The organism is Kribbella pratensis (genome assembly GCF_004365355.1).
GTDB lineage: Bacteria > Actinomycetota > Actinomycetes > Propionibacteriales > Kribbellaceae > Kribbella.
This window is the reverse complement of the sequence record NZ_SODP01000001.1, coordinates 713,956-738,908: the sequence shown is the minus strand read 5'-3', so window position 1 is coordinate 738,908 and position 24,953 is coordinate 713,956. Positions and strand designations below refer to the sequence as shown.

The 24,953-nt window shown below is 68.7% G+C and carries 24 protein-coding genes; 9 read left to right on the top strand and 15 right to left on the bottom strand.

All coding sequences use genetic code 11. The features are described from left to right. Positions 1-67: 67 nt before the first annotated feature. From EV653_RS03475 to EV653_RS03460, 4 genes are all read right to left on the bottom strand, one after another. The gene (locus tag EV653_RS03475; RefSeq protein WP_134097874.1) at positions 68-1,234 is read right to left on the bottom strand and encodes an ABC transporter permease; all 1,167 of its coding nucleotides are present in this window, start codon (positions 1,232-1,234) and stop codon (positions 68-70) included. Next, entirely contained in the window at positions 1,231-2,112 is an 882-nt protein-coding gene (locus EV653_RS03470) for an ABC transporter ATP-binding protein (RefSeq protein ID WP_134097872.1), read from the bottom strand. The genes EV653_RS03475 and EV653_RS03470 overlap by 4 nt, the downstream gene beginning before the upstream one ends. A gap of 115 nt (positions 2,113-2,227) precedes the next feature. Next, positions 2,228-2,902, bottom strand: a complete 675-nt coding sequence (locus EV653_RS03465) for a response regulator (protein ID WP_134097870.1) — start codon at positions 2,900-2,902, stop codon at positions 2,228-2,230. Beyond that, positions 2,895-4,202 carry a sensor histidine kinase gene (locus EV653_RS03460; RefSeq protein ID WP_134097868.1) on the bottom strand — a complete coding sequence of 436 codons (1,308 nt, stop codon included), beginning with the start codon at positions 4,200-4,202 and terminating at the stop codon, positions 2,895-2,897. The genes EV653_RS03465 and EV653_RS03460 overlap by 8 nt, the downstream gene beginning before the upstream one ends. 56 nt (positions 4,203-4,258) lie before the next feature. On the opposite strand from EV653_RS03460, the gene lipA reads away from it, so the two are divergent. The 3 genes from lipA (at position 4,259) to EV653_RS03445 (ending at position 7,289) form a co-directional block, all read left to right on the top strand. After that, positions 4,259-5,197, top strand: coding sequence for a lipoyl synthase (lipA, locus tag EV653_RS03455; protein WP_134097866.1), 939 nt, complete (start codon positions 4,259-4,261; stop codon positions 5,195-5,197). A 2-nt stretch (positions 5,198-5,199) separates the two neighbouring features. Further along, positions 5,200-5,895 carry a DUF4191 domain-containing protein gene (locus EV653_RS03450; protein WP_134097864.1) on the top strand — a complete coding sequence of 232 codons (696 nt, stop codon included), beginning with the start codon at positions 5,200-5,202 and terminating at the stop codon, positions 5,893-5,895. A 101-nt stretch (positions 5,896-5,996) separates the two neighbouring features. Further along, complete coding sequence (locus tag EV653_RS03445) at positions 5,997-7,289, top strand: SAM-dependent methyltransferase (protein WP_134097862.1); 1,293 nt, start codon at positions 5,997-5,999, stop codon at positions 7,287-7,289. A gap of 13 nt (positions 7,290-7,302) precedes the next feature. Here the strand turns inward: EV653_RS03445 and EV653_RS03440 are convergent, their stop codons facing one another. Then, the gene (locus EV653_RS03440; protein WP_134097860.1) at positions 7,303-7,758 is read right to left on the bottom strand and encodes an RDD family protein; all 456 of its coding nucleotides are present in this window, start codon (positions 7,756-7,758) and stop codon (positions 7,303-7,305) included. Positions 7,759-7,948: 190 nt separating this feature from the next. On the opposite strand from EV653_RS03440, the gene glnA reads away from it, so the two are divergent. Both glnA and EV653_RS03430 read left to right on the top strand, forming a co-directional pair. Further along, complete coding sequence (gene glnA / locus EV653_RS03435) at positions 7,949-9,373, top strand: type I glutamate--ammonia ligase (RefSeq protein ID WP_134097858.1); 1,425 nt, start codon at positions 7,949-7,951, stop codon at positions 9,371-9,373. A 142-nt stretch (positions 9,374-9,515) separates the two neighbouring features. Next, positions 9,516-11,210, top strand: a complete 1,695-nt coding sequence (locus EV653_RS03430; RefSeq protein WP_202871468.1) for a sialidase family protein — start codon at positions 9,516-9,518, stop codon at positions 11,208-11,210. Here the strand turns inward: EV653_RS03430 and EV653_RS03425 are convergent. Then, complete coding sequence (locus tag EV653_RS03425; protein WP_134097856.1) at positions 11,200-12,078, bottom strand: aldo/keto reductase; 879 nt, start codon at positions 12,076-12,078, stop codon at positions 11,200-11,202. The two genes, EV653_RS03430 and EV653_RS03425, sit on opposite strands and share 11 nt — an antisense overlap. Before the next feature lie 72 nt (positions 12,079-12,150). Between EV653_RS03425 and EV653_RS03420 the strand changes: the two genes are divergently transcribed. Beyond that, a complete protein-coding gene (locus EV653_RS03420; protein WP_134097855.1) occupies positions 12,151-12,720 on the top strand; it encodes a TetR/AcrR family transcriptional regulator in 570 nt (189 codons plus the stop codon). On the opposite strand, the gene EV653_RS03415 is transcribed toward EV653_RS03420, so the two are convergent. After that, positions 12,717-13,544 (bottom strand): helix-turn-helix transcriptional regulator, encoded by an 828-nt coding sequence (locus EV653_RS03415; protein ID WP_238159786.1) that lies wholly within the window; start codon positions 13,542-13,544, stop codon positions 12,717-12,719. The two genes, EV653_RS03420 and EV653_RS03415, sit on opposite strands and share 4 nt — an antisense overlap. Positions 13,545-13,654: 110 nt before the next feature. On the opposite strand from EV653_RS03415, the gene EV653_RS03410 reads away from it, so the two are divergent. Beyond that, positions 13,655-14,668: an aldo/keto reductase gene (locus tag EV653_RS03410; RefSeq protein ID WP_134097853.1), complete on the top strand. Its 1,014-nt coding sequence runs from the start codon at positions 13,655-13,657 to the stop codon at positions 14,666-14,668. On the opposite strand, the gene EV653_RS03405 is transcribed toward EV653_RS03410, so the two are convergent. The 4 genes from EV653_RS03405 to EV653_RS03390 form a co-directional block, all read right to left on the bottom strand. Next, positions 14,665-16,542 carry a glycoside hydrolase family 76 protein gene (locus tag EV653_RS03405; RefSeq protein ID WP_134097851.1) on the bottom strand — a complete coding sequence of 626 codons (1,878 nt, stop codon included), beginning with the start codon at positions 16,540-16,542 and terminating at the stop codon, positions 14,665-14,667. The two genes, EV653_RS03410 and EV653_RS03405, sit on opposite strands and share 4 nt — an antisense overlap. A 78-nt stretch (positions 16,543-16,620) precedes the next feature. Next, positions 16,621-17,589, bottom strand: coding sequence for an aldo/keto reductase (locus tag EV653_RS03400; RefSeq protein ID WP_134097849.1), 969 nt, complete (start codon positions 17,587-17,589; stop codon positions 16,621-16,623). Positions 17,590-17,694: 105 nt separating this feature from the next. After that, entirely contained in the window at positions 17,695-18,141 is a 447-nt protein-coding gene (locus tag EV653_RS03395; RefSeq protein WP_238159533.1) for a DUF4234 domain-containing protein, read from the bottom strand. A 90-nt stretch (positions 18,142-18,231) separates the two neighbouring features. Next, positions 18,232-19,626 (bottom strand): DUF2252 domain-containing protein, encoded by a 1,395-nt coding sequence (locus EV653_RS03390; RefSeq protein ID WP_202871466.1) that lies wholly within the window; start codon positions 19,624-19,626, stop codon positions 18,232-18,234. A gap of 82 nt (positions 19,627-19,708) precedes the next feature. Here EV653_RS03390 and EV653_RS03385 point away from each other — a divergent pair, with 82 nt between their 5' ends. Together EV653_RS03385 and EV653_RS42575 are read left to right on the top strand one after the other, a co-directional pair. Continuing rightward, complete coding sequence (locus EV653_RS03385) at positions 19,709-20,761, top strand: LLM class flavin-dependent oxidoreductase (protein WP_134097847.1); 1,053 nt, start codon at positions 19,709-19,711, stop codon at positions 20,759-20,761. Positions 20,762-20,870: 109 nt separating this feature from the next. Then, positions 20,871-21,752: a peptidoglycan recognition protein family protein gene (locus EV653_RS42575; RefSeq protein WP_134097845.1), complete on the top strand. Its 882-nt coding sequence runs from the start codon at positions 20,871-20,873 to the stop codon at positions 21,750-21,752. A 67-nt stretch (positions 21,753-21,819) separates the two neighbouring features. Here EV653_RS42575 and EV653_RS03375 read toward each other — a convergent pair whose 3' ends face one another. The 4 genes from EV653_RS03375 to EV653_RS03360 are packed head-to-tail and all read right to left on the bottom strand — an operon-like array spanning position 21,820 to position 24,934. Next, positions 21,820-22,380 carry an HAAS signaling domain-containing protein gene (locus EV653_RS03375; RefSeq protein ID WP_134097843.1) on the bottom strand — a complete coding sequence of 187 codons (561 nt, stop codon included), beginning with the start codon at positions 22,378-22,380 and terminating at the stop codon, positions 21,820-21,822. Then, entirely contained in the window at positions 22,377-22,718 is a 342-nt protein-coding gene (locus EV653_RS03370) for a PadR family transcriptional regulator (RefSeq protein WP_134097841.1), read from the bottom strand. Before EV653_RS03370 ends, EV653_RS03375 begins: the two co-directional genes overlap by 4 nt. A gap of 45 nt (positions 22,719-22,763) precedes the next feature. Further along, positions 22,764-24,308, bottom strand: coding sequence for a DUF6297 family protein (locus tag EV653_RS03365; protein WP_134097839.1), 1,545 nt, complete (start codon positions 24,306-24,308; stop codon positions 22,764-22,766). Beyond that, positions 24,305-24,934, bottom strand: coding sequence for an ABC transporter ATP-binding protein (locus EV653_RS03360; RefSeq protein ID WP_134097837.1), 630 nt, complete (start codon positions 24,932-24,934; stop codon positions 24,305-24,307). Before EV653_RS03360 ends, EV653_RS03365 begins: the two co-directional genes overlap by 4 nt. Between the last annotated feature and the right edge of the window lie 19 nt (positions 24,935-24,953).

The following is a 24,953-nucleotide window of genomic DNA, read 5'->3' as shown; positions in this document are numbered from 1 at the left end:
CCCTACATTGCGGTTCTGTCACAGCCGGGCCCGTTGCTGTAACGCCGGACCCGGCTGTGACGATGTGCTACCTCGATTCGAGGGCGAGGGCCTCGCGGTAACCGAGCCGGCGGCCCGTCTGCAGCAAGGTCCGCTCGTACAGCCGCGCGCCGAGCCGGACGATCAGCACGGTCGCGCCGAGCAGCAGCGCGATCGCGACCAGCGGCTGCCAGATCGGCACGTCCTCAGTCAGCATCCGGCCCGGCATCGACATCGACGACGCGATCGGGACGAAGGACGCCACCGTCTTGGCGGACGACCCCGCGAACACCGAGAAGAAGAACGGGATCATCAGGATCATCTGCCCTGGCAGCGTGGTCGACCCGAGGTCCTCCTGCCGCGTGGCCAGCGAACCCGCAACCGCCCACAGCCCGGCCAGCGCCACGAAGCCGAGCACGAAGAACACCACGAACCACCCGGCGACCGGCGCGACCACCTCGAGGATGTCGGCCTGATCAGTGGCCAGCAGCCCGATCAGCGAGGCGGCCGCGATCACGACGATCTGCGACAACGCCAGGACGGTGTTGCCGAGCACCTTGCCCCACAGCAGCGACCGGATCGGTACCGCGGCGGCCAGGATCTCGACGACCCGGCTCTCCTTCTCCTGGACGACGCTCTGCGCGATCATCATGCCGAAGCCGAGCGCGGTCATGTAGAACACCAGCGCGAGCCCGATGTTGACGAACTGCGAGACGAGGTCCGGCAGCGGACCGGGCTTCAGCAGTTGTACGTCGACCTTCGTACCGGAGTGCAGCTGTTCCGGGGTCAGGCCCGCCTTCGCGGCGTTCGCCTCCATGCCGACGGCCGCGGCCGCCTCGCGCAGCGCGCTCTCGATCCCCGCGTCGACGCGATCCTTGCCGAGGACGACGTACCCGTCCGGGCCCGGCAGCAGCGCCGCCTTCACGTCACCATCTGTGACCTGCTGCTCGGCAGCCGGCCTGTCGGCCACCCGCACCACCTCGTAGCCGTCGCCGCCCTGCGTGGTCGACGCCTGCTGGACCACCTTCGCGCCTGCGTCGTCGATGACCGCGATCTTGTCCGCGCCGCCCCGGCCCGCGAGGATCGCCGGCAGGATCACCGCGACCATCACGATGAACAGCATCACCAGGGTCGACCCGATGAAGGTTTTGTCCCGGAGCTTCGTGCTGATCTCGCGCTCGGCGATCAGCGCCCACGGCCTGTCCAGCACGTTCATCGGGTCGCCTCCCGGAAGACGTCGCTGAGCGCCACCCGCGCCGGCCCGAACTCGCGGACCGGCCCACGGCTGAGCGCCTCCTGAAGGATCTTCTGCTCGACTGCCTCGTCCAGTACGTCGAACAGCGCCGTACCGCCGGCCACATCACGTACTTCGATGCCTCGCACGTCACGCAGCCAGCCCGCGTCGCCGTCGACCACGAGCCGGTACGTCGACGTCGATCCGGCGGACAGGTCCGCGACCGAACCGGCGGCGACCACCTTGCCGCGGGACAGCACGACGAGGTCGTCGCACAGCCGCTCGACGAGGTCGAGCTGATGACTCGAGAACAGCACCGGCACCTCGGAGGTGACCTCCTCGCGGAGCAGGTCGACCATCGCGTCGACCGCGAGCGGGTCGAGGCCGCTGAACGGCTCGTCGAGCACCAGCGCGATCGGCTCGTGCACCAGCGCGGCCGCGATCTGCACCCGCTGCTGGTTGCCCAGCGACAGCGTCTCCAGCGCGTCGGTCGCCCGCTCGGCGAGACCCAGCCGTTCGAGCAGCTTGTCGGCCCGTTCCGAAGCCCGGTCCGGCGAGAGCCCGTGCAGCCGGCCGAAGAACACCAACTGGTCGCGGATCTTCATCTTCGGGTACAGCCCGCGTTCCTCGGGCATGTACCCGACGTCGCGCCGTACCTCCTGGGTCAGCAGTTCGCCGTTCCAGAGCACCTCGCCGGCGTTCGCGGCCAGGACGCCGAGGATGATCCGCATCGTCGTCGTCTTACCGGCACCGTTGGCCCCGACGAATCCGGTCATCCGTCCAGGTACGACGTCGAAGGTCACGTCGTCCAGCGCCAGATGATCACCGAACCGCCGGGTGAGCCCAGCCACCCTCAGCATGTGTCACCGTTCCCTACAGGTCAGCCCTCGCCGGGCGTGCACCCGACATTGACAAACCTAGTGAGGACCTGCCTCCCGGTACGTCGCCCGCGAGGGTGATCGCGCAGGTCACCCCCTAGACGGAGGTGTCGTCCCCCGGGGTGACCAGGCCGCACTCGTAGGCGAAGACGACGGCCTGGACCCGGTCGCGGAGGCCGAGCTTGAGCAGGACCCGGGAGACGTGGGTCTTGACGGTGGCCTCGCCGACGAAGAGCTGGGTCGCGATCTCGGTGTTGGTCAGGCCGCGGGCGATCAGGCCGAGGACCTCGCGCTCGCGCTCGGTCAGCTCGGCGAGGAGGTCCGGCCGGTACACGCGCTCGCCGCCGCCCGTGAACCGCTTGATGACCCGGCGGGTCACCTCCGGCGCGAGCAGCGCGTGCCCGGAGTGGACGATCTGGATCGCCTCGACCAGATCCTCGGGAGCGGTGTTCTTGAGCAGGAAGCCGCTGGCGCCGGCCCCGAGCGACTCGAAGAGATAGTCGTCGCGATCGAAGGTCGTCAGGATGACCACCTTCCCGGCGTCCTCCGAGACGATCCGCTGGGTCGCGCTGATCCCGTCCATACCGGGCATCTGGACATCCATCAGTACGACGTCCGGCCGCAGCGCCAGCGCCAGCTCGATCGCCTTCTCGCCGTCGGACGCCTCACCGACCACCTTGATGTCCGGCTCGACCGACAGGATCATCCGGAACCCGGCGCGGACCAGATCCTGGTCGTCCACCAGCAGGACCCGCATCGCGTCGTCAGTCATCGAGCCCTCCAGCCAGCGGTTGGTCCAGCATCGCGTGGTCCAGCGGGATCCGGACCCGGACCCGGAATCCTCCCACGGGCCGGGGGCCGATCTCGCTCTCGCCGCCGAGCAGGCCGACCCGTTCCCGGATCCCGACATGGCCGAGCCGGCTGCCGACCGGCGCGTGCTTCGGGCGGCCGTCGTCGAGTACTTCGAGCTCGACCGTGTCACCGAGATAACGCAGCGTGAGATGGGCGCTGCGGGCCGTCGAATGCTTCCGGACGTTCGCGAGCGCCTCCTGGGCGATCCGGTACACCGACACGGACACAGTCTTCGGCAGCTCGGCCGGCGCACCGATCTGGTGGAAACCGACCTCGAGCCCCTGCCCGTTGACCTCCGAGATCAGCGCGGGCAGCCGGTCGGCACCCGCTTGCGGTGCCTTCGGGTCCGGCGCGGTGACGTCGACATCGGGATCCGCCGCGCGGAGCATGCCGAGCAGTTGGCGCATCTCGTTCACGGCGCTCCGGCTGGACTCCTCGATCACGTTCAGCGCGTTCTTCGCCGCGTCCGGGTCGGTGTCCATCACCCGCCGGGCTCCCCCGGCCTGGACGCCGATGCTGCTGATGTGGTGCGCGACGACGTCGTGCAACTCCCGGGAGATCCGCAGCCGCTCGTCGATCACCGCACGCCGGGAGTTGGCCTCCTGTTGCGCGGCCAGCTCGGTCGCCTGCTGCTCCAGCTCGGCCCGCTGCCGGGCAGTCCCCCAGGCGGTCCGGCCCCAGAAGTACGCGCCGAAGAAGTAGAGGACGTTCAGCGCGACGGCCAGCACCACGTTCGAGACGTACGGCGAGAACAGCGCGTGGTTCGGCCCTTCGATCGAGTTGTTCTGCAGCGCCTTGACGAAGTTCAGCGTCAGCCAGCCGAACATCGCCAGGAAAACGACCGCGACCGCCGCCTTCATCAGCCGCCGGTCGCGGGACCAGGCCACCGCCGCGTAGATCGCCATGAACATGGTCGCCTGGGTGACGAGGTTGCCGCCGAACGCGAACAGCGCCCGCTCCCCGTTCACGACGAACAGCACCGCGACCACGAGCACCACCGGGATCGGCCACCGGCGCCGGAAGCACATCGGCAGGGCGATCGCAGCGCTCAGCACGTACGGCTCGACGCCGCCGATGCCCAGGTCGACGTGCGTCGGCGAGCCGCCGCGGGCCAGCTCGGTGCCGAGCAAGGACGCCAGCGCCATCCCGAGGCCGAGCAGTACGTCGTACCGCTGCTCACGGGCTGTCGGCGCCGGCCGGGTCCAGGTGCTCGGGGACATAGCTCATCAGCGTACGGGTGAAACGGTCGTGAGCCGGGACGCGTACCCTTGGGGGCGTGACCATCGCCCCAGAAGGACGGAAACTGCTCAGGCTCGAGGTGCGCAACGCGGAGACCCCGATCGAGCGCAAACCCGAGTGGATCAAGACCCGCGCCAAGATGGGCCCGGAGTACCAGGCGCTGCAGAAACTCGTGAAATCCGAGGGACTGCACACGGTGTGCCAGGAAGCCGGCTGCCCGAACATCTTCGAGTGCTGGGAGGACCGCGAGGCGACCTTCCTCATCGGCGGTGACCAGTGCACGCGGCGCTGTGACTTCTGCCAGATCGACACCGGCAAGCCGGAGGCGCTGGACCGCGACGAGCCGCGCCGCGTGGCCGAGTCGGTCCGGACCATGGGCCTGCGGTACGCGACCGTGACCGGTGTCGCCCGCGACGACCTGGACGACGGCGGCGCCTGGCTGTACGCCGAGACGATCCGGCAGATCCACGAGCTCAACCCGGGCACGGGTGTCGAGATGCTCGCGCCGGACTTCAACGCCGTGCCCGAGCAGCTGGCCGAGGTGTTCTCCTCCCGGCCGGAGGTGTTCGCGCACAACGTCGAGACCGTGCCGCGGATCTTCCGCCGGATCCGGCCCGGCTTCCGCTACGAGCGGTCGCTGGACGTCATCACCCAGGCCCGCGACTACGGCCTGGTCACCAAGTCGAACCTGATCCTCGGCATGGGCGAGACCCGCGACGAGGTCAGCCAGGCACTGAAGGACCTGCACGCGGCGGGCTGCGAGATCATCACGATCACGCAGTACCTGCGGCCCTCGGTGCGGCACCACCCGGTCGAGCGCTGGGTCAAGCCCGAGGAGTTCGTCGAGCTGGACGCCGAGGCGCAGGAGATCGGTTTCGCCGGAGTCATGTCCGGGCCGTTGGTGCGTTCGTCGTACCGGGCCGGTCGGCTGTACCGTCAGGCCGTTGAGTCACGTATGAAGAACCAGGACAGGTAGAGATGGCCAAGAACGACGCGCCCGAAGAGAAGACCAGCCGGCTCAAGCAGATCGTCTCTGCGTACAAGCTGACCCAGAAGTCCGACCCGACGGTCGGGCTGGTGCTCGCCGGGATCTTCCTCGGCATCGTCGCGCTGGCGGTGCTCGGCGGTTTCCTGGTCGGTCCGCTGCTGATCTGGATCCCGCTCGGTGTCGCGCTCGGCTTCCTGGCCGCGACGCTGGTGTTCGGCCGCAAGGTCGAGAAGGCGGCGTACAGCCAGATCGAGGGGCAGGCCGGTGCGGCCGCGTCGGCGCTGCAGACGCTGCGCCGCGGCTGGACCGTGACGCCCGCGATCGCGGTCACCAAGAACGCCGACATCGTCCACCGCGTGGTCGGCCGGCCCGGGATCATCCTGGTCGGCGAGGGCCAGGCGAGCCGGGTGAAGAACCTGCTCGCCGCCGAGGCGAAGAAGCACAACCGGGTAGCGGGCGGCGCGCCGGTGACCCAGATCATCGCCGGTCAGGGCGAGGACGAGATCGACATCCGCAAGCTGACCAAGCACGTCATGAAGCTGCCGGCGGTGATGCAGCCGTCGGAGATCACCGACCTGCTGCAGCGGCTCAAGGCTCTGGACGCGGTCCGGCCGCAGGTGCCGATGCCCAAGGGCCCGGTGCCGAGCAGCCTGAAGGGCGCCCGCCAGGCGATGCGGGGACGGTAACCAAGCGGCATGCCCGACAGTTGATCTGTTCAGACATGCGCCGTGGGGAGGCTGGGAGCCCTTAGGGTGCGACCAGGACGGATTACAGGGGAACAGCTGACATGACGGATCTGATGCCGCCAGTGCGCCGACGGGTGCACCAACCGGTGGCCGAGACGTGGCCGACGCTGGCGCGGCCACGCTCGAATCCGGTCCGGAGGTACGGCGCGGCGACCGCGATCAAGCTGATCGCGAAGGACCTGCCCGCCACGATCCACCTGGACAGCAACCGGTCGTACGGTCTGGGCGGCCCGGCGATGCGGGTGCACCGGACGTTGCCGTTCCTGGACCGGCTCGGGCACGACGCCGGGTCCGGGTTCGGCGAGGCGTACCTGGCCGGCGACTGGGACCCGGAGCCGGGCACCGATCTGGCCGACCTGCTGGTCCCGTTCGCGGAGCGGTTCAGCAACGACGAGACCCGGCACCTGCTGCCGAGGTGGGCACAGTCGCTGCGCTGGCTGGTCACCCGCTCGCAGCCTGGCGAGCAGGAGAACGACCGGGCCGGCGCCCGCGAGAACATCAGCCGGCACTACGACCTGAGCAACGCGATGTTCAGCGAGTTCCTCGATCCGACCCTGACGTACTCCGCGGCGTACTTCGGTGACTCTGCTCACAGCGACCTGGCAACCGCGTCGTACGACGAACTGACCGCGGCCCAGTTGCGCAAGCTCGATTCGATCCTGGATGCGGCCGGGGTGCAGTCCGGGTCGCGCGTGCTCGACATCGGGTGTGGCTGGGCGAGTCTCGCCATCCGGGCCGCCCAGCGGGGCGCGTGGGTGACGGCGATCACGATCGCTTCGCAACAGGCGTTGCTGGCGCAGCGCAAGATCGCGGATGCGGGTGTCGGCGACCGGGTGCAGGTCGCGCTGCGGGACTACCGCGACCAGATCGGCGAGTTCGACGCCGTCCTGAGCGTGGAGATGATCGAGGCGGTCGGCGAGAAGTACTGGCCGGTGTACTTCGAGGCGATCGAGCGGCGGCTCGCGCCGGGCGGCGTCGGCGTCGTGCAGGCGATCGTGATGCCGCACGAGCGGATGCTGGCGACCCGGAACACGTTCACCTGGGTGCAGAAGTACATCTTCCCGGGCGGCCTGATCCCGTCGATCAAGGTGATCGAGGACGTCACCGCACAGCACACCGGGTTGCGGGCGGAGGTCATACGCCACCTCGGTGCCGATTACGCGCGCACGCTGCGAGTCTGGCGGAACCGCTTCATCGAGCGCTGGCCGGAGATCTCGGCGCTCGGGTTCGACGACACGTTCGGGCGGATGTGGGAGTTCTACCTCGCGTACTCCGAGGCGGGCTTCCGCACCGGGTACCTCGACGACGTACAACTGCGGCTCACACGCCGCTGACCCTGCCGCCTGATCAGCGGCGTACGACGACGGTCTTCGCGGCCAGGTCGTGCAGGCCGCGGTGGTCACGGTCGAAGATCACCGCCGGGATCAGCAGGCAGATCAGGAACGACCTGATCACTCCCCCGAGCAGCCCGACCTGCGGGACGTCCTTGTTCTTCAGGTTGAGGACGCGCAGGCCGCAGATCCGGTGGCCGATGGTGCCGCCGGCCAGGCCGGTGAGGATCGCGGTGACCAGGAAGAAGATCGCCAGATGTGACGTGTTGTAGTCGTTGCCGCCCGCCCACATCGGCTTGCCCACCACGACCGACGCGATCAGGCCGGCGATCAGCCAGTCGATCAGCAGGGCGAGCAGCCGGCGCCCCCAGCCGGCCACCGAGCCCGGACCCTCCTCGGGCAGGCCCAGCCGGCTCCCCGGAAAACGGAATTCTTCGGTGGGTCCTGTGCCCGGCTGCGCCGACGATGCCATGATGACTAGCCTACGGAACAGCCCCGGGGCCGCCTGCGGCGGATCGTAAGATCTCAGGGCGTAATCGCCGTACACCAGTGGGTCAGCGCGGACACGCTGGGCGTAACATCCGCGAAACATCAGGGTCATGACGGAGAAACCGGCGGGCCCTACGTTCAGATGCAATCTCTGAGCCACCCTAGGAGTACGTATGTTTTCCAGCGCTGAGGAGCTGCTCGCCTACGTCAAGGACGAGGGCATCGAGATCATCGATGTCCGGTTCTCCGACCTGCCGGGCATCATGCAGCACTTCACCGTCCCGGTGTCGTCGTTCGGGCCCGAGGTCTTCGAAGAGGGCCTGATGTTCGACGGTTCGTCGGTGCGCGGGTTCCAGCAGATCCACGAATCGGACATGAAGCTGCTGCCCGACCCGACGACGGCCTTCCTCGACACGTTCCGCGGGACGAAGACGCTGGCCATCAACTTCTTCGTGCACGACCCGCTCACCGGCGAGGCGTACTCGCGTGACCCGCGCAACATCGCCCGCAAGGCGCAGGAGTACCTGAAGTCGACCGGTATCGCCGACACCGCGTTCTTCGCGCCGGAGGCCGAGTTCTACGTCTTCGACGACGTCCGGTTCGAGACCAAGTCCAACACCGGGTACTACGCGATCGACTCGGTCGCCGGCGCCTGGAACACCGGCCGGGTCGAGGACGGCGGCAACCGCGGCTACAAGGTCCGCTACAAGGGCGGCTACTTCCCGGTCGCGCCGACCGACCACTTCGGCGAGCTGCGCGACGACATCACGCTGGCGCTGGAGAAGGCCGGTCTGGTCGTCGAGCGGGCGCACCACGAGGTCGGCACCGCAGGTCAGGCGGAGATCAACTTCCGCTTCGACGAGCTGCTGAAGACCGCCGACAACCTGATGAAGTTCAAGTACATCGTCAAGAACACCGCCTGGGCGGCCGGCAAGACCGCGACCTTCATGCCGAAGCCGATCTTCGGCGACAACGGCTCGGGCATGCACGTCCACCAGTCGCTGTTCTCCAACGGCGACGCGCTGTTCTACGACGAGTCCGGGTACGGCGGCCTGTCCGACATCGCCCGCTGGTACATCGGCGGCCTGCTCAAGCACGCCCCGTCGCTGCTGGCCTTCACCAACCCGACGGTGAACTCGTACCACCGCCTGGTGCCGGGCTTCGAGGCGCCGGTCAACCTGGTCTACTCGCAGCGCAACCGCTCGGCCTGCATCCGGATCCCGATCACCGGATCGAACCCGAAGGCGAAGCGGATCGAGTTCCGCTGCCCCGACCCGTCGGCGAACCCGTACCTGGCGTTCTCGGCCCAGCTGCTGGCCGGCCTGGACGGTATCCGCAACAAGATCGAGCCGGCCGACCCGGTCGACAAGGACCTCTACGAGCTGCCGCCGGAGGAGCACGCGGGCATCCCGCAGGTCCCGACCTCGCTCCCGGCCGTGATCGACTCCCTCGAGGCCGACCACGCCTTCCTCCTCGAGGGCGACGTCTTCACCGAGGACCTGATCGAGACCTGGATCGACCTCAAGCGCGAGCAGGAGATCGCCCCGATCCAGCTCCGCCCGCACCCGCACGAGTTCGAGCTGTACTACGACGTCTGAGTTGCCTGAGACGTAGCTGAGAAGCCCCGCCCGATCAGTTCGGGCGGGGCTTTTCTGTGCCTTCTGCTCTGCTCTGGACCGGTGTCCGGGTGAGGCGCACAATGCGCATGACATCCCTCGGGGGGCTGGGAAGGGGGAACACGTGAGGCCGTCAACCATGCGCCGGTCCGCCGTCCTCGGAGTGATCGGCCTGATCGGGTCGCTCGCTCTGGTGACGATGGGCACACCGGCTGCCACCGCCGCGGGCACCACCGCCGTCCACAACCCGTTGCTGAAAGACGTTCTGGCCGAGGAGGAAGAACCCGATCCGGACGACCCGACGCAGTCGGCGCTCTGCCAGTCGTATCTCGGCCATCCGAATCCGTACGGGAACCCCGCGCCGAACGTCGACCAGATCGTCGGCGACACCGTGGTCCCGGTCGGCTCGCAGAAGGGCTGCAGCGCCGCGCAGAACGAGACCACGATCGCGGTCAACCCGCGCAACCCGAACAACATCGTCGCCGGCGCGAACGACTACCGGCTGTTCAATTCCCGGGAAGGCCGCAACGACAGCTCGAGCTTCGCGTACACGTCGTTCAACGGCGGCCGGACCTGGACGAATGTGGTGATCCCCGGTCTGACCTTCGCCGCGGGCGGCACCGGCGCCTTCAGCTGGTTCGACGGATCCGGTGACCCGGTCGTCGCGTTCGGGCCGAACAACACCGTCTACTTCGCCAGTATCGTGTTCAGCCGGTCGGCACCACTCGGCGGGCAGGACGCGACCGCGATCGTCGTCAACGTGTCGCACGACGGCGGCCTGCACTGGGGCGGACCGCATGTCATCGCGATGGACGGGGTCAACGCCGACGGCACGCCGGCCGTGACCCACATCTTCAACGACAAGCCGTGGATGGCAGCCGATCCGTCGAACGGCAGGGTCTACGTGAGCTGGACCAAGTTCACCTATGACACCGACGACAACTATCTCGAGTCGCCGATCATGGTGTCGGCCAGCGTCGACTTCGGCGCGCACTTCGGAGCACCGGTCCGGATCCCGCCGTCGCTGACCGGGTTCCACGGCGGCATCACGCCGTACGACCAGGGCTCGAATCCGCAGGTCGGCAACGACGGGCAGCTGTACGTCGCCTACGAGGCCTCGGTCTGCGCGACGGCCGCGTGTGACGCCGCGGGCGACCGCGACGCCACGGTGGTAGCGACCTCGACCGACCACGGGCGCACGTTCCGGCACGCGATCGTCGATACGAACTACGACTTCCCGGACACGCTGAGCGGCGAGAACTTCCGGCTCAACAGCTATCCGCAACTCGCCTACGACCGGGTGAACGAGAAGCTGACGGTGGTGTGGTCCGACGACCGCAACGGTCTGTACGACGCGACCACCGGCGCATCCGTCAAGACCAACGGTGACAACGTCGTGTCCTCGTCCGGCAACGGCAAGAGCTGGTCCCGGCCGCTGGTCATCGGCACGCCGCAGGACGAGTTCTTCAGTGCGGTCGCCGCGCGCGACGGCGAGGTCGCGATCACGTCGTACACCAGGCACTACGACCGCAACGGCATCGACCTCGACTACGCGTACTGGGCCGCTTCCGGCACCCGGTCGCTCAGCCGGGCCGCCACCCAGCGGATCACCACCGCCTCGGAGAACCCGCAGGTCCAGTTCCTCGCCGTCAACCCGGACGGCACCGAGGTGCAGGGAGTGTTCATCGGCGACTACTCAGCGGTTGCCATCGGCAATGACCTCCGGATCCACCCGTGCTGGACCGACTTCCGCGGCCGGCCCGGCGTGAACACGCCGAACCAGGACGCCTACACCCAGAGCATCCAGCTCAGGCACTGACGACAGCGTCGAGCTCGGCGAGGGCCTCCTCGTCGAGCTCGACGTCGACCGTGCGGAGGTTGTCCTCCAGGTGGGCAATGCTGCGGGTGCCGGGGATCAGGGCCGTGTTGCCCGAGTGTGCCAGGATCCAGGCCAGGCAGACCGCGGCGGGCGTGGCGCCGATCCGCGCGGCAATCCGCAGTACGACGGGGTTCTCGACGGGTGACGGGATCTGGTCGAAGGCGGAGCCGAGGGGGAAGTACGGGATCCAGGCGATACCGTTCGTCGCGCAGAGCTGCAGTTGCTCGTCGGCGGAGCGGTCGATCAGGCTGTAGGCATTCTGCACGCAGACGATGCCGGCCGGGAGGGCCTGTTTGAGCTGCTCTGTGCTGATGTTGCTGAGGCCGATCGCGCCGATGAGGCCTTCGTTGCGTAGGGCAATCAGTTCGGCGAGCTGGTCGTCGAGCGGGACACGCTGGTCGCCTTCGGCGATGAGCCCTGGGCCTTGGTCGGCGCGGCGGAGGTTGACCACTGGGACCTGGTCGAGGCCGAGGGACGTGAGGTCGAGCTGCACCTGCTCGCGTAGCTGCGACGGATGCTGGGCCAGGGCCAGAGGCACCGGCGCGTCGACGCGGCGGGCGCCGACCTTGCTGACGATGACGAGGTCATCCGCGTACGGGTGCAGGGCGGCACGGATGTGTTGGTTGACGGTCGTGTGGCCGTAGAACGAGGCGGTGTCGAGGTGGTTGACGCCGAGCTCTACGGCGCGCCGCAGGACGGCGCCCGCCGCTGTCGTGTCCAGCTTCTCGAGCTGCATCGCGCCGTACCCGATCCGGGCGATCTCGTACGGTCCGAGTGTGATGGCGCCGCCGGGGCGTTGAGAGGTCATAGCGGTGTCCCCAGGTAGAGTAAGTGGAGGTTTCTCCAATTACCGTAACACTAACTGGAGGTTTCTCCACTTATGCGGGCTGACGCGACGCGGAAGCGTGAGCAGGTGGTCGCGGCGACCGCGGACGAGCTGGCCGAACTCGCCGTGGCCGCCCGCGCGGGCGAACCTGTCCACCTCTCGCTCGACCGGGTGGCGGCGCGGGCGAGGGTCGGCGTGGCCACGCTGTACCGGCACTTCCCGACCCGGGAGGCGCTCCTCACGGCGGTCTACCACCAGGAGCTCGGTCGGCTCTGCGACGCCGCGCCCGAGCTGGCGACCGCCGAACCCGCCGACGAGGCCTTGCTGGCCTGGATGCACCGCTACCTCGACTTCGTCGACTCCAAGCGTGCGATGGGCGTCAGCCTGCGTGCCATCGTGGCCTCGGGCGCGGTCACGCAGTCGGACACCCGGTCCCGGCTCGCCGGGGCCATCGCCCATTTCCTCGAGGCGGGCGCGGCCGCGGGCACGCTGCGCTCCGGCGTACCGGCCGATGACGTCGTTGCGGCGATGGCCGGGGCTGCGATCACCGCGGCTCCCGAAGAGCAGCGCGAGCAAGCCGAGCGCCTGCTCGACCTGCTCCTGGACGGTCTCCGGCCCCGCTAGGCGAAGCTCTGCGTGCCGATCACGCGGAGGAGATCCAGCTTCTCGCGGGCGTCGGTGCCCTCGACGGGGAGGAAGGCGCGCACGCGAAGGTCGGCGGCTGGGGTGAGCAAGGTTTCGCAGGTCAGGTCCAGGTTTCCGACCTCGGTGTGCACGAAGCGTTTGCGGGGCAGGTGGACGGCGACGTCGTGGCGGGACCACAGCGTGCGGAACTCCTCGCTGTGGGCGATGAGGGCATCGACCAGCTCGGTGACGTCGCGGTCGCCCATCCGGCGGGAGTAGGTCGCACGGAGGTCGGCGACGTGGAAGGCGGAGTGAGCGTCCCAGTCCTCCGCGGGGAAGATCTGCCGGATCGCCGTGTCGGTGAACCAGAGCCAGGTCAGGTTTCGCCCGGCGCTGGGACCGATGACGACATCGGCGAGCGCGTTCTGCCAGAGGACCTCGTCGAGGTCCGTGCAGATCACCACCGGAATGTCGGTGAGGCGGCTGACCAGGGCCATCAGGCTGGGCGGGATGTGGCGACCGGCTCGGCGTAGCGGTGGCGTGAGGCCGGCCAGGTGGTACATGTGGTCGCGTTCGTTCAGGTCGCAGCGCAGCGCGCGGGCGAGGCCGGCGATGATCGGCTCGGACGGGTTCGCGCCGCGGGACTGCTCCAGCCGCGAGTAGTAGTCCGTGGACATGCCGGCGAGTTGAGCGACCTCCTCGCGGCGCAGGCCCGGCGTACGGCGGCGTGCACCGTCGGGCAGTCCCACGTCGGCCGGGCGCAGCACCTCCCGGCGCCGGCGGAGGAAGTCGGCCAGGCCGTCACGATCGATCACACGGTCCATCATCCGCGACCCCCCAAGCCCTATCCAGGGACAACCTGTCCGTGGATGAAGTGGGCCTTCTCCCCCGCCCCCGGCCGGCAGAGGGTAAAGGGGAACCCAAGGAGGAACCCATGCACTACCGCACGCTGGGCCGGACCGGTATCAAGGTCAGCCCGTACGCCCTCGGCGCGATGATGTTCGGTGCCGTCGGCAACAACGACCGCGACGAGTCGCTCCGGATGATCGACAAGGCACTCGACGCCGGGATCAACTTCGTCGACACGGCGGACTTCTACTCGCACGGCGAGTCCGAGGAGATCGTCGGCGCGGCACTCAAGGGCCGTCGCGAGCACGTCGTGCTGGCCACCAAATCGCACCTGCCGATGGGCGACGACCCCAACCAGCGGGGCAACTCGCGGCGCTGGATCATCACCGCGGTCGAGAACTCGCTGCGTCGCCTGCAGACCGATTACATCGACGTGTTCCAGATGCACCGGCCCGATCCGGACACCGATATCGAGGAGACCCTGTCCGCGCTGACCGACCTGATCCGGAGCGGGAAGGTCCGCGCGGTCGGTTCGTCGGCAACCCCCGCGAGCGAGATCGTCGAGGCGCAGTGGGTCGCCGAGCGTCGTGGCCTGGAGCGGTTCCGGACCGAGCAGCCGCCGTACTCGATCCTCAATCGTGGGATCGAGCGCGAGGTGCTGCCGATGGTGCAGAAGTACGGGATGGGCGCCTTGGTCTGGAGCCCGCTCGCTCAGGGGCAGCTGACCGGACGGGCGCCGGCCGACCTCCGGCGTACAGCGATCTTCAAGCACATGACCGACGAGCGGCGGCTCGAGGTCGTGGAGCAGCTGATCCCGGTCGCCGACGCGGCCGGGCTCAAGCTGACCCACCTGGCCATGGCCTTCGCCATCGCGCACCCGGGCGTCACGTCGGCGATCATCGGCCCGCGGACCATGGAGCACCTCGACGACGCCCTGGCCGGGATGGACGTCACCCTGGATGACGCCATCCTCGACCAGATCGACAAGATCGTCCCGCCGGGCACCGATGTCGGCCGGCTCGACATGGACTACGACACCCCGGCGATCCTCGACGCCTCGCTGCGCCGCCGGCCGATCGCCGACCGCGCCGCTGCCTAGTTGTACGTCGCGGTCACGTGGTAGACGCGGCCGCCCCAGCCGTCGTCGGGGAAGGAGTCCGACACTCGCACGTACCCGGCCCTGCTCGATCCGGCGGCCGGGCCGAGGTACGGCGTGAGGTCGAACGTGCGGGCTGCCTTGTTGTTCCCGTCGTGCTCCTGGTTGGTCTCGGTGGCGACCGTGGTCCAGGTCTGCCCGTCGCCGCTGACCTGGACGACGAACTCGTTGTCGATCGTCAACGTCGCGGACGCGCTGGTGGTGTCGGCCGGGAACGGGAACCGGTAGACGAAGTACGAATGCCCGTCGGCGAACCGGTTCTGTACGCCGTTGCTCTGCGAACCGTCCGCGTCGAACAGCCACGGGGTCTCCGCCGCCGTACCGGTGTCGAAGTCGACGTTGTGAGCGACCAGGATGTCCGACCGCGTGCTGAACGACAGCGACCCGGACGTCGCCGTCGCGGTGACCGAGTGGAGGCCGTCCGCAGTACCGGCGGGGATCGTGACGTCGAGAGGAACCGACGCGTGCACCGGCGAAGCATTGCCGTGCGGGCGCAGCGTGACCGTCGTCTTCGCGGGGGTCACCGTCCACCCGGAAGGGGCGGCCGGTCGCACGACGACCTGGAGTGGGGCCAGACCGGTTGCCTGCACGTCGACCTGGACCTTCACGTGCGTCGCGCTGCCGGTCGCGGGCATCACCACGGGCAACGCCGGATCGGTTGTCGCCGACAACGATCGCGCCGGCGGCACGGTGGGTACGGCGGCGATCAGGGCGCTCAGCGCACTGGCCTGTGTACGCCAGTCGAAGACGTTCGGCTCGGCGCCGGACCACCGCTCCCCCAGCCGGTCGGACGCGTCGCGGTCGTTGCCCCAGACCGTGGCGGCTTGCTGCGCGACGAAGTCCGTATAGCGCGGGTCGTGCGTGGTGTCGGCGAGATCCATCCAGTAGCGCATGAAGATGCCCTTGAACTGCTTGCCATTGTCGTCACAGGTGCGGCCCGGCGCATCGCAGTACTCCGTCAGCACGCCGTCGGTGACGAGTCCGCCCGGAGCGATCGCGGCGTCGGCCAACCGCCGTACGGTCGGGAGGATCTTCGCGTCGTTGGTGGCTCGGTAGAGCTCGAGGCCGGCACCGATCGCGAGGCCCTGGTTGTAGCTCCAGACCGTGTCGCCGTTGCTCGTGCAGTCGTCCCTCAGACCGTCGTTGACCAGACCGGCGGAGTTGATCATGCCGCTGGCGGTGAACCAGTTCCAGCCCTCCTGCGCGCGGCCGAGCCAGCGCTTGTCGTGCGGCATGCGGTTGTGCAGCTCCGCGGTGAGGCGGATCCAGAGGCCGTTGGTGACGGCGTTCTTGTACGTGCGTTCGCCGTTCCACCAGACTCCGCCGCCGCACGAGCTCGGGTCCCAGTACCCCTCGACGTACTCCGCGATCTTGACCGCCATGTCGAGGTACTTGGGGTTCTTGGTCAGGTCGTACGCCTGGACCCAGGTCAGACCCCACCACTCCGAGTCGTCGATCGCGCGGCTGGTGAAGTTGCCGAGCAGCGGGTCGCCGGACAGGTACCCGGCCGGGAACACGCCCTTGTCCTTCTCGAACGTGTTGTCCAGCTGACCGAGGTAGCGGCGGTCGCCGGTGCGTTGCATGTAGTCGCCGATGGTCTGCAACGCGACCGCGGAGTTCCACCAGCTGGAGGGGAACCAGGCTTTGTCCGGCTCGTAGGAGCTCATCAGTTCGTCGGCCGCGACCCGGGCCCGCGCGGTGGCGGTCGGGCCGTCGGTGGGCGGCGTAGTGGCTCCGGCCGGCGGTGACACCAGCGCGATCGCCAGTGTCACCGCCCCGGCCACGAGCAGACGGAAGGTACGACGGTGCAAGACCATGGGCGGATCTCCTCGAGCGGCGTGGAAACGTTTCACCGAGCTTCCGAGGAGATATCGTCGTCGGAGCAGACAACGATGTCAATGGCCCAGGATCGCGGCAATCTCATCCAGTTGCGCCGGGGCCAGCGGACCGTGCTGCAGGGCGCCGGCGTTCTCCTCGACCTGCGCGACCGTCTTGAAGCCGGGGATCGGCACGAACGCCTCACTGCGCGCCCACAGCCAGCCGAGCGCCCCCTGCGCGAGCGTCCGCCCGCCGGACGTGAGCACGTCGCGGATCGCGTCGAGACGGCGCAACGACTCCGCCTGGTCTCCGGTGCGGAAGTTCCAGCCGTGCCGTACGTCGTCCTCGGGCAAGCTGCTGTCCTGGTCGAACTTCCCGGTCAGCAGACCCATCCCCAGCGGACCGCGGACGATGCTCGCGAGACCCTTGTCCTCGCACAGCGCGAGGACGTCGGCGTTCCCGCCGAACACGTTGAAGTGCTGCTGGATCGCCTTGCAGTGCGGGCTTTTCGCGAACAGCGCGGCCCGCTCCGGATCGTCCGTGCTCCACCCGATCGCACGGACCTTGCCCGCGGCAACCAGTTCCTCGAAGACCGCGAGGACGTCGTCCGCCTTGGCGAGGTCGTACCCGCCGAGGTGGAACTGGTACAGGTCGATCCGGTCCGTGTTCAGCCGCCGGAGCGACTCGTCGCAGGCCCAGCGGATGTACTCCGGGTCGCCGTTCTCACCAGGTGCCTCGCGGGTCTCCTCGACGTACGTGTAGCCGGCCTTGGAGGCGATCACGATGTCGTCGCGGACGTCGCCGAGCGCGTCCGCGATCAGCTTCTCGCTGTGCCCGCATCCGTACACGTCGGCGGTGTCGAAGAACGTCACCCCCAGTTCGTACGCGCGCCGCAACGCGCGCTTCGACTCGCCGTCGTCGATGACCCCCCAACCGACCGGACTCCCCTGCCGGGCATGCGGTCCCCCGATCGCCCAACACCCCATGCCCAGCGCACTGACCGCCGTTCCGCCTGCACCCAACGAACGCTGCGCTGCCTGCGCCATAACACCCTCCGACCTAGAACGGGAACGTTTCCAGTCACCAGATCACGCTCCCGCGCGGGAGTCCAACAGGTGTTGCTCATGACCTCGACAAGTCGCAGCGATGAGTCAGACGTACGGCGAGATCGGCGTACCCACAGGAGCGTCGCCGTACGAGTTGACCACCTTGTTGAGCTCGACCTGGTAGTACAGCGTCCCCAGACCGAACACGAACATCAGCAACAGCCCGAGACCGGCACTGCACGTGATCGGCAGCCCGGCGGCCCGCTGCCCCTCCGCGATCCGCTTGCCGGTGCGGAAGTACGAGATCATCGGCGCGATCACGGTCCAGCTCAGGAAGAGCAGCACGAGCATCGGGCCGGCCACCGGAACCACGCGCCGGCGGTCGAAGTGCGCGAGCTCCTTGTGGATCTTGTAGTACCAGACCAGGTGATAGATCCCGAGCGTGATCAACGGCAGGCCGAGCCAGACACCGACCGGGTGCCGCAGCTTCATCTGCATTCCCTGCGCGACCGGCGTACCCGCTCGGCTCGGCAGGACGATCTGCTGTCCCACGAGTGTTCCCCCCTACGATCGGGTCACAGAGCGCGACCCTGTCGGGCACTACATCGCATTCTCGTCACGATGCGTTACAGCAGAACCTGATCAAACTCCGGTTCGGGCTTCAACCCGGCCGTCGGCGACGGCCTTGGCGAAGGTCTCGTGGTCCTGGGCGTTCTGCGCGGCGTAGGTGTCGGCGAAGTCGGTGACGGCCTGGTCGAAGCGGTCGGACTTGCCGAGGTAGGCGGCGAGAGCGAAGCGGTCGCCGGAGCGGGCGTGAGCTCTGGCGAGGGTCCAGCCGCAGAGCCGGGCGTACAAGATCATGGCGTCCGGAGTGAGGCTCTCGATGTCGGCGGACAGCTTCCAGTCGCGGAGCTGGCGGACGTAGTAGTCCTGCTCGCCGTCGGCGGTATCGGCGCGCAGCCAGCCGAGGAAGATGTCGCTGCTGGCCTGCATCATCCGCTGGCCGACGACCACGCGCTCGCCCTGGCTCATCCGCGCGGACGATCCGGCGTACGGCGACAAGACCGACGGACCCGCCTGCTTCGCCTGGAGGACCAGCGCTTCGTCGGCGATCGTGGACTCCAGCAGCATGATCCATGCCCTGGTGCCGACACTGCCGACGCCGACGACCTTGTGCGCGATATCGGTCAGCCGGAAATGATCCAGGAGATGGCGGCGGTCGTGCTGGAGAGTGTCGCGGTAGCCGGTAATAAGCTCCTGCAGCCTGGCCAGCACCACCGCGCCGTCGAGGTCGACCAGGTCGTCCATCGGGATGACGAGCGGTGGGTTCGAGACGATCCGCCGGTGGCCGTCGACGGTGGTGGTGAGCTTGCCGATCGCCTGCATGCTGTCGCGGGTGTATGCCTTCGCGAGCTTCCCGCGCGCCGCCTTCAGGCCCTTCCGCTGACCCGACGGGAGCGACGCCTGGAACCGCGCCGCCACCTCCTCGATGTCCAGCCGTGCATACCAGACGGCAAGAATCGGCTGCCCGGCGAACTCGCGCACCGTCTCGCGATACGTGCGTACGGCGTTGAGCACGATCTCGCGGCACTTCTTCGGACCGAACCCGTTGTCCTGTCCGGCCACCACGAAGCTCGTCGCGAGCCGCTTCACATCCCACTCGAACGATCCGGGCAGCGTCTCGTCGAAGTCGTTCACGTCGAACACGAGCCGCCGATCGGGCGACGCGTACGCACCGAAGTTCGACAGGTGAGCGTCTCCGCACAGCTGCACCTCCAGCCCGGTCGCCGGCGTCTGAGCGAGGTCGGCCGCCATGACCAGTGCGGCGCCACGGTAGAACGTGAACGGCGAGACGAGCATCCGGCCGTGCCGGATCGGAACGAGCTCCGGCACGCGCCCCTCGGCCTGGGTGAGCAGCAGCCCGACCGGATCCCGCGTGGCACTCAGCCGGACCTCGGCGTGCGACTCGCGCGGCACCTCCTTCCGCACCGCCTTCCCCCGCGCCGCTCGTTGTTCCGCAGTCAGTGGCTCATCCATGCCTCCAGAGTCGCCCGGCGGCGCCATCTTGACCAGCAAGACACTTTAAGTCGACTAATCGAGTGAACTTAAGCTGATTTGCATGACTTTCCTCTGGTACATCCCGAACCAGGTCGACCCCGGTCACCGCGGCGACGACACCGTCCAGGGACACAACAGCATCGAGCGCTTGACCGAGCTCGCCCGGCTCACCGAGGACCACGGCTGGTCCGGCGCGCTGCTCGGCACCGGGTGGGGCCGGCCGGACACGTTCACGGTCGCGACCGCGCTCGCCGCCCGGACGACGACCTTCCAGCCGCTGGCCGCGATCCGGCCGGGCTACTGGCATCCGGCGCATTTCGCGTCGTCGGCGAGCACGCTCGATCAGCTCAGCGGCGGGAGGTTGCTGATCAACATCGTCTCCGGCCAGGACAACCTCGCGGCGTACGGCGACAGCGAGGGCGATCAGCCGCAGCGCTACGCCCGGACGAAGGAGTTCCTCCAACTGGTACGGCGGTTGTGGACCGAGGAGGACGTCACGTTCACGGGCGAGTACTTCTCGGTGACCGGGTCGACGGTCGCGACGCGTCCCGTCGTACGGGAAGGGCGGCTGCATCCGCGGCTGTACTTCGGTGGGGCGTCGGACGCGGCGCAGCGGGTGGCGGCGACGGATGCCGACGTACAGCTGTTCTGGGGTGAGCCGCTGGACGGGATCGCGGAGCGGATCGCGCACCTGCAGGACCTCGAGGCTGAGCTCGGTCGCGAGCATGCGCCGCTGGAGTTCGGGCTGCGGATCACGACGCTGGTTCGGGACACCGCCGAGGAGGCGTGGGCCGACGCCGAGGCGAAGGTCGCGAAGATGGCCGAAGCGCAGGGCAATCGCGACCGCCGCTGGTTCAAGGCTGTCGGGCAGCAACGCCTCCTCGACCTGGCCGAACGCGGCGAGGTCCTCGACGACAACCTCTACACGGCCCCCGGCAAGTACGGCGGAGGCGGCGCCGGCACGACGTGGCTGGTCGGCTCGCCCGACGACGTCGCCAAGTCCCTGCGCAGGTACCGCGACCTGGGCATCACCCACTTCATCCTCTCCGACACGCCGTACCACGAAGAAACCATCCGCATCGGCGACCAGCTCCTCCCCCTGTTGCGCCAGTGACCTGAAAGGATGCTGCTCATCGCTTGACGTGTGCGCGCCCAGTGTGATCGGTTGATTACCGAGCGCCAGGGGTGGGTATGTGGCGCTGTGAGGCACGTGAGGAGCATCGATGGTCAACTATCTGCCCCGGTCTGCGTGGAATGCGCGACCACCGAAGGACGGGCCGGGCAACCTGACCGTGTCCCGGGTCGAGGGCGCGGTGATCCACTGGCCGGGCACCGGGTCGACGAAGGTCATCCACACCCAGGCGGCGGTCGCGTCCGCGTTGCGCGGGTGGCAGGACTACCACATGGACACCCGCGGCTGGTCGGACATCGCGTACCAGGTCGCGGTCGACCAGTCCGGTCGGGCCTGGACGCTGCGCGGTCTGCGTACGCAGTCCGGCGCGAACGGCGACAACGACGTGAACGAACGGTACGGCGCGATCCTGCTGGTGCTCGTGACCGGCGAGCAGCCGTCCGCCGCGATGAAGGCGACCACCCGCGCGGTGATCGCCGACTTCCGCAAGCTCTACCCCCGCGGTACGGCGATCCGGCCGCACTCCGCGGTCCGGCCGGAGCCGACAGACTGCCCCGGCGACCCCGCCCGTGCCGCGATCGCCCGCGGCGACTTCACCCCCGGCCATTCGGAGGACGACGACATGACCCCCGCCCAGATGCAGGAACTCAAGAACTTCATCGAGGCTCGCTCGCAGGCCTATGCCCTCTGGGTGCACAAGCAACTGCGCCGCGACCTCACCGCGGTGGTGAAGGCGTACGCACTCGACATCAAGAACTACGAACGCCAGACCGACGCCGCCGACGCCGCCCGCGCAGCCGCCGCCGTCTGGGCCACCGCCCCCAAAAACCTCCAGGCAGACGGCACCCCCACCACCCCGGAACCGGTCACCCCCGACCCCACCACCACCCCCGACCCAAGCCTCCCCGACCTGGACCCGTTCCCCACGGTCGACGAGCACCCAACACCGAACGGCAGCAACAACCCCGCCTAGCAAACCCAACCAAGCAGGCCCACCAACAACTGTCGGCGGGGCCTGCTTGGCTGTTCCGGTGGCTGGTCTACGACGTCTGACGCGGGGGGCGGGCGTTCAGTACGAGGGCGGCTGTCAGGGCGATCGAGACCAGCGCGTCGGCCGCCAGGCTGATGCCGATCGGGGCCTGGAAGAAGGTGTCCAGCGCCAGTGCCACGGCGTACCCCAACGGCCAGGACAGGGTGCCGATCAGCTTCCACAGCGTGGTCCAGCGGTTCGACGACCAGAGCATCCCGAGGCCGATCACCCAACCGACCACGGCCACGATCACACTGAACGACAGCAGGTAGGGCGCGAGCAGCAACAGCCCGACCGCGACGAAGTCCCACGGACGCAGCCTTGGGGGCACCTCGACCTCCACCAGGCCGTCGGTGGCGGCGGCGACGATCTCGCTCGGCCGGCCGAGCCGCTGCAGGATCTCGCGGATCTCGTCCTCGGATGTGGCACCTGCCGCGCGCGCTTCGGCGATGTGGGCCTTCACGTCGTCGAGCAACTCGTCGCGCCGGCCCGCCGGCAGCGCGGCGGCCTCGGTGGCCAACTCGTTCAGGTACGCATCGACCAGGCGGTCGCTGTCCAGTTCCATGTTCATCCCCGTCTCCCACTCTGCAAGATCTTGTCGACCGAGGTGCAGAACCGTTGCCAGTCCGCGGTGAACGCGGCCAGCGCCTGGCTGCCCTCGGGTGTCGAGGTGTAGTACCGCCGCGGCGGGCCTGATCCGGACTCCTGCCAGCTCGTCTCGACCAGGCCTTCACGGCGCAGCCGGGCCAGCAATGGGTAGATCGTGCCCTCGGTCGTGACCAGTCCGTCGACTTCACCCAGCGCCTTGACCAACTCGAAACCGTAACGAGGTTCTCCCTGCAACAGCGCCAGGACGCAGAACTCCAGCGTCCCGCGGCGCAGCTGCGTGAAGACCTTCTCGGCTACCATGCGAGACAAGGTACCTGTCCACGCCAAGATAGGCCAAGTCGAGGATCAGTCAGTTTTCGGGCGGACCGAGAACATCACGGTGAGGACGAAGGCCGGGATGGCCACGACCCACAGCGGAGGCAGGTTGAGCAGGACCGGCGCCAGGCACAGGAGCAACAGGTCGAACCCGCGAGCCGGCTGGGAGAACAGCCCGGGTGGGATCGCCCCCATCGGCGAGGCGACGAGCGGACCGGAGTACGTCGGGGGCCGCGCGGACGCCTGCCGCACCGCGCCGGAGATCACGCCGCCCGCGACCGCGAACGTGGCCGAGAGACTGCCGATCGCGGGGAAAGCGAGCCCCGCCCAGAGCACTGCGAACAGCCCCGGAACCACCGCCATCACGACGCGCAGCTCGCGCAGATCCATCCCCATCGCCCGGACCAAGCCGGTCGAACGGCAGACCGTCCGCAATCCGTCGAGCATCGGCCGTACGGCGATGAACCCCGCGAACGCGGCCGCGATCGGAACAAGTACGTCGAACCCCGCGCCCGCGACGGCGTACGGGACGACGAGCAGTGCGCCCGCGATCACGAGCCGCCGCGGCCAGCGCAGGATCCGCCAGAACTCGCGCTGCACGATCGCGCCACCACGCGAACCCATGCCGCGTCGCGAGCGCACCCGGCCCTTCAACCGCCAGTGCCGCCCGGCGATCACGTCGCCGAGCATGCTGATGTCCAGACTGCTCGCCGCGCCGGCAAGCCCCGCGAGCAACTCACCGCCCGCGATCACACTCGACCGCCCGAGCCTGTCGAGTGTGCGCGAGGTGATCGTCGTCAGGCCGAGGCAGAGCACGACGACGACCAGGCAGACCACCAGCAGATGCAGCCCACCTGGATCGAAGGCGGACACCTGCTCCATCTCCGCAAACGTCAGGACGACGTTCGCCGTCTGCACATTTCGCGTCGGTTCGTGCTGGAAGGCCAGGATCGCGGCGGGCACGAGGGCGGCGATCAACAGCAGGTCGGCCACCCGCAGAGTCCACCGGGAGCGCCGGGTCGACTGTTGGGCCCAGACCGTGGCAATGGCCGCACACACCAGGAGCGCGCTGATCAGGACCGCCGCCTCGAGCACGACGCCGAAGCTCGACCCGATCAGGGCCCAGATGATTGCCGCGGCCACGAGCCCGGCGACTGCGACGGTCGCGGTCACCAGCCGGTACGCCGGGCGCAGCAGCGCCGCTCGGTTGACCGGCGTGGCGAGCAACCAGAACCCGCTGGCCCTCGACGCCGACACCGGTCCGACGGCGAGCAGCATGCGCACGGTGATTGCCAGCAGCAACGGCACCATGATCCACGGCATCCACTCGGAGAGCCGGCCGCAGGTGTACGACGTACAGCGGGCCGCGTTCGAGTTCAGGTGCCGTACGACGTTGCCGGCCGTCGCGCCGAACATCGCCAGCGTGAACAGGACCAGGTACACGTCCTCGAAGATCTGCCAGAACGACCGATCCGCGTGCCGCCGCCGGGTCGTGCGCATCCACTGCCGTAACGACCTCGACGTCGGGATCGCCCCGAAATCGCTGGGATCGAAGACAACAGGCCCGTCGGTCATGGCAGCGGAGTCAGGGTGACGACGGAGTCGGCGACCGTCTCGACCAGCGCGGGATCGTGGCTCGCGAACAGGATCGAGGTGCCGGACTTCTTCTCCTCGAGCAGCCGGTTCGACAGCCACTGCACGCCGTCGGTGTCCAGCCGCGCCTCCGGCTCGTCGAGCACCATCAGCTTGCGCGGTCGGACCAGTGCCGTCGCCAGTGCGAGGCGACGGCGCTGGCCCGACGACAGCGAGCCGGGGAGCTGGTCGGCGGCCGGCAGCAGGCCGATGTCGTCGAGCGTGGTGTCGACGAGATCTTCCGGCGAGGCGTTGCCGTGCGCGCGGGCGAGCAGGTCGAGATGCTCAGCCGCGGTCAGGTCCGGGAAGAAGTCCAGGTCGTCGAGCAGCGTAGCGACATCACGACGTACGACCTCGACCCGCTCGTCGATCGGCACGCCGTCGAGCAGGATCTTCCCGGCGGCCGGCTCGGCCGACCCGACGATGCACTTGAGTACGGTCGTCTTGCCGGCGCCGTTCGGCCCGACCAGCGCGATCGCCTGCCCCGCGGCCAGCGAGAAGGTCAGCCCCTCGATCACCGGCCGGTCGCCGTACTTGTGCTGCAGACCCTGCACGGCCAGCCGCGGCACCGGCTTGCTCCCTGACTTG